We start from the raw sequence: 12,171 nt of genomic DNA on the forward strand, positions 1-12,171 counted from the left end.
CCGGCGAGACCGGCGAAAAAACCCGCGACGACGAAGGCGGTCCACTGGAGCGCGCGGATGTTGATCCCGACGGCCTCCGCTCGCCTGGCGTGGTCCCGGACGGCCCGGAGCGCCAAGCCAAAGGGCGAGGCTGCGACGATCCTCAGCAGCACGACGCCCGCGCCCGCGAAGACGAGCGCCCAGTAGTAGTAACGCGTCGGGGACTTGAGCCACGGCGGCGGCCAGACGGACAGGACGCCGTTGTCGCCGCCCGTCACTTCGTCCCACTGGTGGGCGACGGCGAAGACGATCTGGGCGAAGGCGAGCGTCAGCATGGCGAAGTAGATGCTCGTGAGCCTCACGCTGAAGTACCCGAAGACGGCGGCGGCGACCGCCGCGACTACGGGCGCGGCGAGAAAGGCGAGCGGCATCGGCCAGCCCGCCCACCTGAGCAGCAGCGCCGCACCGTAGGCGCCGAGGCCGAAGTAGGCGGCGTGCCCGAAGGACACCATGCCGCCCTGGCCCATCAGAAGGTGCAGGCTCGCCGCGAAGAGAGCGAAGACGAAGATCTCGACCGCCATCCACACCCAGAAGGTCGGCAGGAGCAGCGGCAGCGCCAGCAGGACCAGGCCGGCCGCGGCGAGCCAGGCCGGATGCCACGGAGCGCCGCGCTCCCCGGTGACGGCGCCGCCCGCCGCGCGAAGCTGGATCTCCGGCCGGCCGAGGAGCCCCCACGGCCGGACGATGAGCACCACGGCCATCACGACGAACATGAGGACGATGGAGGCCTTGGGCAGAACCAGGACGCCGTAGGCGTTGAGCACGCCGATCAGGAGGGACGCGAGGAGAGCGCCCCACACCGAGCCCATGCCGCCGATCACGACGACCACAAAGGCCTCGACGATGACGGTGGTGTCCATCACCGTCGTGAGCGCGAGGCGGGGCACCTGGAGCGCGCCCCCAAGCCCCGCGAGGAACGAGCCCAGGACGAAGACTCCCGTGAAAAGTCGCCTCTGGTCCACGCCGAGGGCCGCGACCATCTCCCGGTCCTGCGTCGCCGCGCGAATCAGGATGCCCCAGCGCGTCCGGTGGAAGACGAGCCAGAGCCCGAGCGCCACGAGGGGACCAAAGATGATCACCGCGAGGTCGTAGCTCGGAAAGAGCTGGCCGGCGATGGGCACCGAGCCCGCGAGTCCCGGCGCAACGGGGCCCGTCTTGTTGTCCGCGCCCCAGAAGAACCGCACGGCGTCGGCGACGACCAGGACCAGCGCGAAGGTCAGGAGGAGCTGGTAGAGCTCGGGCGCGCGGTAGACGCGGCGGAGCAGGAGCACCTCGACGAGCCCGCCGAGCGCGGCGACCAGGAGCGCCGCGAGGAACGCGGCCGCGTAGAAGGCGGCAGGACCCAGGGGCAGCGCCGCGGAGAGCGAGTACGTGAAGTAGGCCGCCAGCATGTAGAAGGAGCCGTGGGCGAAGTTGACGATGCGCGTGACACCGAAGATGAGCGACAGCCCAGACGCGATGAGGAAGAGGAACATCGCGTTGGCGAGCCCGCTCAGCAGCTGGACGAGGAGGAGGGACATGCGAGACGGGTGCCTCCGCCTCACCCGAGGCGGAGGCACCTGCCGAGTCTAGTTGCCCGGGCGGAGCTTCTTCACTTCGTCGTCGGAGGGCAGCACCTTCTCGCCGGGGATGTACTCGTAGTTGACCATGATCCCGACGCCCCGCACGGGATCGATCTTGGTCGTGCCCACCCACGCGCCCATCGTGGATTGGCCGTCCACCGCGCGGAAGGTGATGGGCCCGATCGGCGTCTCGACCTTGAGCCCCTTGAAGGCGGCGACGAGCTTGGCCGTGTCGGTGCTCCCGGCCTTCCTGATGGCCTCGGCGATGGACTGGTAGGTGACGTAGCCGATCAGCGAGCCGAGCACCGGCGGTTTGTCACCGCGCTTCGTATAGCGGGCGACCCACTCCTGGTGGCCTCCGCTCTTGATGTCGTACCACGGATAGCCCGTCACGAGCATGCCCTCCGGCGCCTCGAGCTTGAGCGGGTCGATATACTCGGGCTCGCCGAGCAGGATGCCTACCACGAACATCTTTTGGAAGAGCCCTCGCTTCTGCGCCTCGCGAACGAACGCGAGCCAGTCGCTTCCGAACAGCGACACGTAGAGCGCGTCCGGATTTTGGCTCATGATCGCCGTGACGAGCGGGCCGGGCTCGATCTTGCCGAGCGTCGGCCAGTGCTCACCGACCACCTGCATCTCTGGCTTCTGCTCCTTTATGCGGTCGCGGAAGGTCTCCCACGCGCGCTTGCCGTACTCGTAGTTGGGGCCGATCGTCGCCCACTTGACGTACTTCATCTTGCCGGCCTTGTCGGCGAGCATCCGCCCCTGCTCGTAGGTGTTCGGGCGCAGCCGGACAGCGTAGTCGTGCCCCTTCGACCACGTGATCGCCTCGGTCAAGGCCTCTGCCACGACGAACATAGTCTTGTTCTGCTTGGCCCAGTCCGAGACGGCCAGGCCGACGTTCGAGAGGAAACCGCCCGCGATCAGCGCGACCTTCTCGGATTCGACCAGCTCCTGGGCGTGCTTCACGGCCTCGGCCGGCTGCCCCTTGTCGTCGCGGAAGACCACCTCGAGCTTGCGCCCGAGCACGCCGCCCTTGGCGTTGACCTCCTCGACGGCCATCTCCACGCCGGCGCGGTACGGCCCGGTGAATGGCGCACCGATGCCGCTGTATGAGTTGATGTCACCGAGCTTGATGGGAGTCTGCGCTGCCGCCGGCCCGGCCGAGAGCAGAGGAGCCAGGCAGGCCGCCAGGATGAACAGGAGTCGTCGTGATCGCATCGGGATCCTCCTCAGGGGGTTCGCGTTACCCTTCTACTCGTCCAGGAGCGCGATCACGCGGGCCGGCGCAGACTCCGTCCGCCACTTGGCCGGCAGGGCGATCACCTTCACCTTGGACGGGATCTGGTCCAGGTTGACGAGGTTCTCGATCTGGAACGTGATCTTCGGCAAGATCGTCCGGTGCACCCGCATCCCGCTCGTCAGGATCTCGCCGGCCGTCGCGTAGTCGGCGCCCTTCTCCTCCTGCGCGAAGTCATAGCCCAGCACAGACGGGCGGCGCGCCACGAGCCACTCGGCCGCGGCATTGGTGAGACAGGGCGAGTCATCCCACCACTTAGGATCCATGGTGTTGTGGCCCTTGGGCCAGTCCGTTCGCAGGAAGAGCATGCCTCCCGGCTGGATCGTGATGCCCTGGGCCTTGAGGGCGGCCTCGGCTCTGTCCATGTCTTCGGGCGTGATCCTTGCGTTCGGAGTGCCCTTGAACGTGAGGTCGAGCACGACGGCCTCACCCATCATCGACTCGAGCGGCAGCTTCTCGATATTGGGCATGTCGCGGAAGAAGTGGTGCGGTGAATCGATATGCGTACCCGCGTGCACGGTCATCTCGACCATGTTCGAGACGAAGCCCTTTTCCTCCCACTTCACGATGGGCTTGAGCTTGAAGTAGTACTCGTCCTTCGCGAAGGGCGCGGAGTCGCACTCCTCCACGGTCATGCTCAGGTCCACGATGCGCATGGCGTCAGATCCTCCTAGTGTCGGCAGTGCCTGACAGTAGACGCGACCGCCGCGCTGTGTCAACGAGTTCCCGCCCGCGTGTCCGCGCGGCGGGGTAGTCTCGCCAGAAGCCGCTTGACAGGAGGCGGCGCCCTGTCCCACAGTGGGCGCCACTTCCGACCGGAAGTGCCCGTCACTCAGCATATTAAAGGAGGGGTGGCCATGGACGCCTACACGCCTTCGAAGCCGTCTCTGAGCCGACGTGACCTGCTGAAGTGGGGCGGCGCCGGCTTGGCCGCTGCCGCCGCAGCGCCCGTCGTTTGGTCTCCGGCGCACGCACAGTCGCCAAAGCGCGGCGGGACGCTATCGCTCCGCCTCTGGGACCCGCCGCACTTCGACCCGCACCTGACCATCTCCTACAAGACCCACATCGTCTACACCTTCAGCCACAGCCGGCTGCTCAAGCCCAAAGCGGGTCCCGGCGTCGTGCCAGGCACCTTCCCGCTCGAAGGCGATCTGGCCGAGTCCTGGACCCAGCCGAATGAGACCACCTACGTCTTCAAGCTGCGCAAAGGTGTCCGCTGGCACAACAAGCCGCCGGTCAACGGGCGCGAGCTGACGGCGGAGGACATCGTCTACAGCGTGGAGCGCTTCCGGACGGTCAAGGGCAATGCCAACGCCTATATGCTGGCGTCCCTGGACAAGGTGGAAGCGCCCGACAAGTACACGGTCAAGTTCACGCTGAAGGAGCCCTATGTCTGGTTCCTCGACATGGTGGCCAACCCGATGGCGGTCGCTATCGTCCCGAAAGAATGCGTGGAGAAGTTCGGGGACCTCAAGAAGCCGAAAAGCGTCGTGGGCACCGGGCCCTGGATGCTCGACAGCTACCGGCCGAACGTCGGGTACACGCTGGTGCGAAACCCCAACTACTTCGTCCCCGGCCTGCCGTACATCGACCGGGTCGAGGCGACGGTGGACGAGGACAATGCTTCCCGCATGGCGGCGTTCATCGTGGGCAAGTACGACCTCGGCTGGGAGTTCCCGGGGCAGATCAATCGGACCGACTGGGTCCAGATCAAGGACACGCTCAAGCAGAAGCGCCCGCGGCTCCAAACCGCCGAGTTCACCGGCAACGTGATGTCGCACATCTCGATGCGTACCGACCAGAAACCGTTCAGCGACCCCCGCGTCCGCCAGGCGATGTCTCTCGCCATCGACCGCCAGGGGATTCTCGACGCCACCGCCGAGGGCGTGGGCGTGTTCAATTCACCGGTGCCGGCGGCGCTCACGGAATGGTCGCTGCCGGTTGCCCAGCTCGGGGAGGGCGCCAAGTACTACAAGTACGATCCCAAGGAGGCCAAGCGGCTGCTGGGTGAAGCCGGTTACCCCAACGGCTTCCCGGCCTCGATCTGCTTCACGACGTACGGCTCCACCGTGCTGGTGGACTCGGCGCAGCTCATCCTGAAGTACCTCAAGGACGTGGGGATCGACTCCAAGCTCGATCAGAAAGAGTACGGCGCCTACATCTCGTCCTGCTTCTACGGGAAGTTCGACTCCCTGACCTACGGGCCCCAGACGCCCTTCCTCGAGCCTGACAACTTCCTCTTCGGTCAGTACTACCCGGGGGAGACGAAGAACCAGAGTCATATCAACGACCCCGTGGTGGCCGATATGCTGATCCGCCAGCGGCGCACCGTGGATGTCGCCAAGCGCCGCGAGGTCATCCACGACATCCAACGCTATCTGGCCAAGCAGCAGTACTACGTGCAGATCGCGTCGGGCGTCTACGTCGCGGTCTGGGACGGCGCACTCAAGAACTACGGCCCGAACCTCGGCTACGACTACGGTGGGCGCCTCATGGCGGCATGGCTCGACCGCTGATCTCGTGCTGAGGCGCTACCTCTTCAAGCGTCTCCTCGTCGCGATCCCGTCGCTGGTGATCGCCTCGCTCATCGTCTTCACCCTGCCGCGTCTCCTCCCGGGCGACGCGGTCCAGCTCATGATGGAGGAGAAGGCCTACGGCAAGGACGTGGACGACCTCCGGCACAAGCTGGGGCTCGACCGCCCGATCTACATCCAGTACTTCACGTGGGTCGGCGACGTCGTCCGCGGCAATCTGGGCGAGTCACTCTGGACCAAGCGGACCGTGGCAGAGGAGCTGGCCATGCGGCTCCCCATCACGCTGCTCCTCGGCGGCCTGGCCATCTTCTTCGCCATCATCATCGCCATCCCCATCGGCGTGCTGTCCGCGGTGCGGGCGGACACCATGCGGGACTACGTCGCGCGGAGCGCGGCCATCATTGGCTTATCGGTCCCGAGCTTCTGGATCGCCACGCTCGTCATTGTCCTGCCGGCCATCTGGTGGGGGTGGACGCCGCATCTCGGCTTCACCGAGTTCAGCAAATCGCCCACGGCCCACGTGCTCCAGTTCCTCTTGCCGGCGTTCATCCTGGGGGTGGCCTCGGCGGCGGGGATCATGCGGCTCACGCGGGCCATGCTGCTCGAGGTGCTGCGCCAGGACTACGTCCGCACGGCGTGGGCCAAGGGGCTGCGCGAGGGCGTGGTCGTGCTCAAGCACAGCCTCAAGAACGCCCTGATCCCGGTCGTGACGATCCTCGGCATCCAGCTCGCGCAGATCTTCAGCGGCACCGTCATCATCGAGTCCATCTTCCAGCTGCCGGGCATGGGGCGCTTCCTCTTCGACGCCATCAACCAGCGGGACTACCCGGTCATCCAGGGCATCAACCTGCTCGTCGTGTCCATCATCGTGCTGATGAACCTCGCCGTGGATCTTCTCTACGCGGTGCTGGACCCGAGGATCCGCTACTCGTAATGGCCAGGTACATCGACGCCGTCGCAACGGTCGAGCCCGCGCGCGAAATCTGGGCGCTCCCCCGGCGGGCCCGGGCGCTGCTGCTCTTCTGCCGGCGCAAGCCCCTGGGCGCCCTTGGCGGCTTCCTCGTGCTGGTCATGCTCGTCATGGCCGTGGGCGCGCCGCTCATCGCCCACTACGCGTACGACGAGAGCATCCCGGGGTCGAGGATGAAAGCGCCCGGCGCCCAGTTCTGGATGGGCACGGACAATCTCTCCCGCGACATGTGGAGCAGGGTCGTCTACGGCGCACGCGTCTCGGTCACCGTGGGCTTCATCACGATCGCGCTTGCTACCCTGGTCGCAACGGCCGTGGGAGTCTCGAGCGCCTACATCGGCGGCATCTACGACATAGCCGTGCAGCGCGTGGTGGACGCCTGGATGTCCTTCCCCTATCTCGTGATCATCCTCTCGCTGATGGCCGTGCTCGGGCCCGGACTCATGAACCTGATCCTGTCCCTGTCCGTCCTGGTCGCGGCAACCAGCGCGCGCGTGATACGCGGCGCGGCGCTCAGCGTCATGGAGAACCCGTACATCGAGTCCGCGCGGGCCATGGGCACCGGGCATCTCCGCATCGTGCTTCGCCACGTGGTGCCCAACGTCATGGCCACGGTCATCATCGTCGCGACCATCGGGCTCGGCGGCGTCATCCTGGCCGAGTCTTCCCTCTCCTTCCTCGGCCTTGGTGTCCCGCCGCCGCAGCCTTCCTGGGGCGCCATGCTGGCCGGCTCGGGCCGCTCCTACATGCAGCGCGCGCCCTGGATGGCCATCTTCCCCGGCCTGGCGATCTCGCTGGCGGTCTTCGGCTTCAACATGCTCGGCGACGCGCTCCGCGACGTCCTCGACCCAAGATTACGCGGCACTGGCACCGGCCCGGCTCGGTAGTAGGCGGTCGAGAAGGGTCCAGATGCGAGGCGGCGCCCGAAGGTCGCGGGCGAGGCGTACCCCTGGTACGTTGAGCCCGCGACCGAGGGCGCCAACGAAGCAGATGGGCCCTTATCGGCTGCCGTCTTTCTGGTAGCCTATGGCGGTGAATATCCTCGGTGTTATTCCGGCGCGGCTGCATTCGACCCGCCTGCCGCGCAAGGTCCTCCGCGAGATCGCGGGCGTGCCCATGGTGGTCTACGTCTTCAGGCGCGCCCAGGGCTGCCGGCTCCTCTCCGACCTCCTCGTCGCAACCGACAGCGAAGAGGTCGTCGAGGCCTGCCACGCTCATCACGTGCCCGCCGTGATGACCTCGGCCTCGCACCACTCCGGAACGGACCGGCTCTGGGAGGTCTCGCGCGCGCGAGTGGCCGACGTTTACGTCAACGTCCAGGGCGACGAGCCGCTGGTCACCACGGGGCACATCGAGACGCTGGTCCGGCCCTTTCTCAACGAGCCCGAGGTCCAGGTCACCACGCTCAAGATCCGCGCGACCCCCGACGAAGTCGCCAGCCGCACGGCCAACAAGGTGGTGACGGACCGCCACGGTAATGCGCTGTACTTCTCGCGGCTGCCGATCCCCTTCGATCGCGACAATGTCGGCGGCATCATGTACTGGAAGCACATCGGCATGTACGCCTATCGGCGCTCGGTCCTGGAGATGTACCATTCGCTGCCGCCATCAGCCCTGGAGAGGGCGGAACAGCTCGAGCAGCTCCGCCTCCTGGAGCACGGCATCCCGATCCGCGTTCTCGAGACCCGCGAGGCGACCATCGGCGTGGACACCGAGGAGGATCTCAAAGCGGTCGCCGCGCTCGTCGCATCCCGCCCGTTGTGAAACACGCGTGGCGTGAAACACGCCTGGCGTGACTAATCGCTGGGCCATCCTCGCGTTGATCATGGCCGCCCAAACCATGGCCAACGTCGCCCCGCTCGGCATCCCATCCATCGCGCCCTTGATCCGCGAGGACCTGGGACTCAGCCTGGCGCAGGCGGGCTCCTTTCTCTCCGCCTACTACGTCGGAGCCTCACTCATGTCCCTGCCCGCCGGCTGGATGGCCGACCGGTGGGGCGTCATGATGACCATGGTGCTGGGGCAGGCCGTCATCGCCGCCGGCCTCTACGCCGTCGCGGGCACGGGCTCCTTCTCCCTGCTCATGATCGTCATGATCTGCGCCGGCGTGGGCTACGGCATGCTCAACCCGACGACGGCCAAGGCGGTCATGGCATGGTTCCCCCGCCGCCAGCGCGCCACCGTCGTCGGCCTCAAGCAGGTCGGCCTGCCGCTGGGCGGCGCGATCGGCGCCTCGATCATGCCGCCGCTCGCCCTCTGGCTCGGTTGGCGACCGGCGGTCGCGCTACCGGCCTCGCTGATCGCGGTCCTGGGCGCGCTGACGTGGCTCCTCTACCGCGACCCGCCCGCCGCCGCCGACGCCGGAGGGACGCCGGCGGGAGTCGCGAGCCTCCGGAGCGTCCTCGGCAACCGCGACCTCTGGCTCGTCTCGGGCGCCACGCTGATCTTCGCGGGCATGCAGACGGTCTGGATGTCCTTCCTCGTCCTCTACCTGACGGAGGTGCTGCGCATCTCGCTGGTCCACGCGGGACGCTATCTCGTGATGGCCCAGGCGACCGGCATTGCCGGCCGCGTGATCTTCGGCATGCTCTCCGACCGGCTCTTCGGCGGGCGCCGGCGCATCGTGCTCGTCATCGCCGGCGTTGGCTCGACGGCCTGCTCGCTCGTGATGGCGGGAACAGGGCCCGGCACGAGCGCGTGGGTGCTGGCGCCGCTCGCGCTCGCCTTCGGCTTCTTCGGCATCGGCTGGAACGGCGTCCAGCACACGCTCATGGCAGAGCTGGTCGGCCCGCGCAGCGCGGGCACGGCCATCGGGCTCGGGCTCGCCATCTCGTCCTTCGGCGTCACCATCTGCCCGCCGATTTTCGGCCTGGCCGCGGAGCGCCTGGGCGGCTTCGGCGTGCCCTGGGCGGGGCTCGGCCTCGTCATGGCCGCAACCTTGTGCCTCCTGATCCCGGTGCGGGAAGGAAGGATGGAGACCCCGTGAGCGATCGCTCGTCCTACGGCTGGGTCGTGCTTGGCGCCGCCTTCGTCATCATCACCATGGCCGTCGGCACGCTCTTCTCGCTGGCCGTCTTCCTCAAGCCGCTCGAGGACTCCGTCGGCTGGGCGCGCTCGAGCGTCAGCGCCATCGCGCTCCTCAACTGGATCGCCATGGGCCTGGGCTCCTTCCTCGCGGGGTATCTCTCCGACCGTTTCGGCGCGCGCCCGGTGGTGGTCGGCGGCGGCGTGCTGCTCGGAGCGGGCCTGATCCTCTCCGGACGGACGGAGGCGCTCTGGCAGTTCTACGTCACCTTCGGCGTCCTGGTCGGCTTCGGCGTGAGCTGCTTCTACGTGCCGCTTACCGTGACGGTCATCCGCTGGTTCGATCACCGGCGCGGGTTGGCAGCGTCTATCGTCTCCTCGGGCAACGGCCTCGGCACGTTGGCCCTCGCCCCGCTCACCCGTTGGCTCATCAACAACTATGACTGGCGCACGGCCTTCCTGATTCTGGGCGAGCTCGCGCTGGTCGTCGTCCTCCCCGCAGCGCTCCTGCTGAGGCGGGCGCCCGCTGCCGCGCTCCCGGCGTCGCAGCCGGCGCCGGAGCCGGGGCTGACGGCCCGACGACTCTGGACCTTCTGGCCTTTCTGGGCCATCGCGCTGACCCACTTCGCCTGCTGCGCGGCTCATTCGGGACCGATCTTCCACATGGTTTCCCACGCCATAGACCAGGGCGTGCCGGCCCTGGCCGCGGCGGGGGCGCTGGGGATCTCGGGGCTGACCTCGATCATCGGGCGCGTGGGCACCGGCATGGTCGCCGACCGCGTCGGCGCCAAGCCCACCCTGATCGTCGGCCTGATCCTCCAAGCCATGACCATCTTCCTGTACGTCTTCGCCGGCAACGCGGGCACGCTCTACGCGCTGGCCATGGTCTTCGGGGTCGCCTATGGCAGCGTCATGCCGCTCTACGCCGTCGTCACTCGCGAGTACTTCGGCGACCGGGCCATGGGCACGGCCTATGGCGGCGTCTTCTTCATCTCCTGCATCGGCATGGGAGTAGGCTCCTACGCAGGAGGCATCATCCACGATGTGCTGGGATCCTACCTCTGGCTCTTCCTCGGCTCCGGTGCCATTGCCACCATGGCCATCGTGCTGGCCTTGACGCTCCGGCCGCCCAGGACCGCCCTGCGCCCGGCGTGACGCACAGCGGCGCTTTTCCCCGTTGACACGCGAGGCTGTTTCTTGCTAAGAATGCGCCACGATTTCGCGTGATTGCTCACCACTTCAGGAACCTGTGACTGCCTTCGCGAGCGTTGATCCTCACGGCCGGGGCTGGCCCCGCCGCACGGAGCCTGCTCACCCGAACCTGGAAGGGAACGGCTGCACACCACAGACGGTTCACCAAGAGTAAGGAGACCGAGTCAATGACGACAGAGAAGCGCGAGGACGGAGCGTCGAACAGCCCGCAGGTGGACCGCCGGACCTTCATCAAAACCACGGGCGTGGCCGCGGGTGTGGCGGGCGGCCTCGAGGGCATCCTGGCCGCGCGCCGCGCGCCGGCCTTCGCCCAGGGCACGAAGCTGCACTGGGTGCGCTGGGTGGACTTCATCCCGGAGTCGGACGTGGAGCTGAAGCGCCAGATGCCCGAGGCATCCAAGGCGCTGGGCGCCGAGTGCGTGCTCGAGACCATCAATGCCAACGACCTCCAGGCCCGCATCACCGCGGCCATCCAGTCGGGCGCCGGCGCCGACATCTTCAACTTCCAGTACAACTGGCCCCACCTGTACCAGAACGCCGTCGCGGACGTGTCCGATGTCGCCGGCGAGCTGGGCAAGGCCGAGGGCGGCTTCTACGAAATCTTCCCGCCCTCCTGCCAGGTCAACGGCAAGTGGCTGGCCCTGCCTCACTCGATCGTCGGGAACGCCGTCGCCTACCGGAAGTCCTGGCTGAAGGAGGCCGGAGCGAGCGAGTACCCCAAGACCTGGGACGCGGCGCTCAAGCTCTTCCCGGAGCTGAAGAAGAAGGGCAAGCCATACGGCCAGACGCTCGGCCACACATTCGGCGACGCGCCGACCTTTACGTACACGATGCTCTGGGCCTTCGGCGGCGCCGAGACGGACAAGACAGGAAAGAAGGTCGTGCTCAACAGCAAGGGAGCGGTCGACTCGGTCAAGTTCATGCAGTCGTTCTGGAAGGACTCCTGCGATGAGGGCGGGCTTGCCTGGGACGACACGAACAACAACCGCGCCTTCCACGCGGGCGAGATCTCTGCCACGCTCAACGGCGCCAGCATCTACATCGTGGCCAAGCGGCAGAAGGAGAAGATCAAGGACGAGAAGGGCGAGCCGATGTATCTCGACATCGGGCACGCGCCGCTGCCGGCCGGCCCGTCGGGCGCCTACCTCCTCTTCCTCAACCAGTCGAACGCGCTCATGAAGTACTCGAAGAACCCGAAGCTCGCGAAGGACTTCCTCCGCTGGATCCACAAGTCGGACAACTACGGCAAATGGTTCACGACGCAGGAGGGCTACAGCGTCGGCGGCACCAAGGTCTGGGAGAACAACCCCATGTGGGCCAAGCTCGACGAGCCGCTCAAGATGTTCCGGACCGCGGCGCGCAACACGCGCCTCTTCGGCTACGCCGGCCCGTCCACGGCCAAGGCGACCGAGGCCTTCACGAAGTACATCGTGACGGACATGTACGCCAAGGCCGTCCAGGGCATGAAGGCCGAGGACGCCGTGAAGTGGGCCGAAGGCGAGCTCAAGAAGGTCTACGAGGCCTAGTCAC

The 12,171-nt window shown here is 67.1% G+C and carries 10 protein-coding genes; 7 read left to right on the forward strand and 3 right to left on the reverse strand.

All coding sequences use genetic code 11. The features are described 5' to 3' along the window. The 3 genes from VGV06_20790 to VGV06_20800 form a co-directional block, all read right to left on the reverse strand. A partial coding sequence (locus VGV06_20790; GenBank protein ID HEV2057577.1) for an ABC transporter permease occupies positions 1-1,559 on the reverse strand: 1,559 nt, incomplete at its 3' end. Between the two features lie 48 nt (positions 1,560-1,607). Next, a complete protein-coding gene (locus VGV06_20795) occupies positions 1,608-2,822 on the reverse strand; it encodes an ABC transporter substrate-binding protein (protein HEV2057578.1) in 1,215 nt (404 codons plus the stop codon). 33 nt (positions 2,823-2,855) lie between these two features. Continuing rightward, a complete protein-coding gene (locus tag VGV06_20800; protein ID HEV2057579.1) occupies positions 2,856-3,557 on the reverse strand; it encodes a cyclase family protein in 702 nt (233 codons plus the stop codon). A 201-nt stretch (positions 3,558-3,758) separates the two neighbouring features. On the opposite strand from VGV06_20800, the gene VGV06_20805 reads away from it, so the two are divergent. The 7 genes from VGV06_20805 (at position 3,759) to VGV06_20835 (ending at position 12,167) form a co-directional block, all read left to right on the forward strand. Further along, the gene (locus VGV06_20805) at positions 3,759-5,417 is read left to right on the forward strand and encodes an ABC transporter substrate-binding protein (protein ID HEV2057580.1); all 1,659 of its coding nucleotides are present in this window, start codon (positions 3,759-3,761) and stop codon (positions 5,415-5,417) included. Positions 5,418-5,421: 4 nt separating this feature from the next. Next, entirely contained in the window at positions 5,422-6,369 is a 948-nt protein-coding gene (locus tag VGV06_20810) for an ABC transporter permease (protein ID HEV2057581.1), read from the forward strand. Beyond that, positions 6,369-7,292 (forward strand): ABC transporter permease, encoded by a 924-nt coding sequence (locus tag VGV06_20815; protein HEV2057582.1) that lies wholly within the window; start codon positions 6,369-6,371, stop codon positions 7,290-7,292. Before VGV06_20810 ends, VGV06_20815 begins: the two co-directional genes overlap by 1 nt. 139 nt (positions 7,293-7,431) lie before the next feature. Beyond that, on the forward strand, positions 7,432-8,169 hold the full coding sequence (kdsB, locus tag VGV06_20820) for a 3-deoxy-manno-octulosonate cytidylyltransferase (GenBank protein HEV2057583.1): 738 nt from the start codon (positions 7,432-7,434) through the stop codon (positions 8,167-8,169). 28 nt (positions 8,170-8,197) lie between these two features. Continuing rightward, positions 8,198-9,391, forward strand: coding sequence for an MFS transporter (locus VGV06_20825; protein ID HEV2057584.1), 1,194 nt, complete (start codon positions 8,198-8,200; stop codon positions 9,389-9,391). Next, a complete protein-coding gene (locus VGV06_20830) occupies positions 9,388-10,584 on the forward strand; it encodes an MFS transporter (protein ID HEV2057585.1) in 1,197 nt (398 codons plus the stop codon). Before VGV06_20825 ends, VGV06_20830 begins: the two co-directional genes overlap by 4 nt. Before the next feature lie 224 nt (positions 10,585-10,808). Next, positions 10,809-12,167: an extracellular solute-binding protein gene (locus VGV06_20835; GenBank protein HEV2057586.1), complete on the forward strand. Its 1,359-nt coding sequence runs from the start codon at positions 10,809-10,811 to the stop codon at positions 12,165-12,167. Positions 12,168-12,171: the final 4 nt, after the last annotated feature.

This window comes from Candidatus Methylomirabilota bacterium (assembly GCA_035936835.1).
In the GTDB taxonomy this organism is placed as follows: domain Bacteria; phylum Methylomirabilota; class Methylomirabilia; order Rokubacteriales; family CSP1-6; genus AR37.

What these genes read in the sequence shown, in the direction of transcription:
- VGV06_20795 (HEV2057578.1), bottom strand. Translation starts at nt 2,822, where the DNA reads ATGCGATCACGACGACTCCTGTTCATCCTGGCGGCCTGCCTGGCTCCT.
- VGV06_20800 (HEV2057579.1), bottom strand. Translation starts at nt 3,557, where the DNA reads ATGCGCATCGTGGACCTGAGCATGACCGTGGAGGAGTGCGACTCCGCG.
- VGV06_20805 (HEV2057580.1), top strand. Translation starts at nt 3,759, where the DNA reads ATGGACGCCTACACGCCTTCGAAGCCGTCTCTGAGCCGACGTGACCTG.
- VGV06_20815 (HEV2057582.1), top strand. Translation starts at nt 6,369, where the DNA reads ATGGCCAGGTACATCGACGCCGTCGCAACGGTCGAGCCCGCGCGCGAA.
- kdsB (HEV2057583.1), top strand. Translation starts at nt 7,432, where the DNA reads ATGGCGGTGAATATCCTCGGTGTTATTCCGGCGCGGCTGCATTCGACC.
- VGV06_20835 (HEV2057586.1), top strand. Translation starts at nt 10,809, where the DNA reads ATGACGACAGAGAAGCGCGAGGACGGAGCGTCGAACAGCCCGCAGGTG.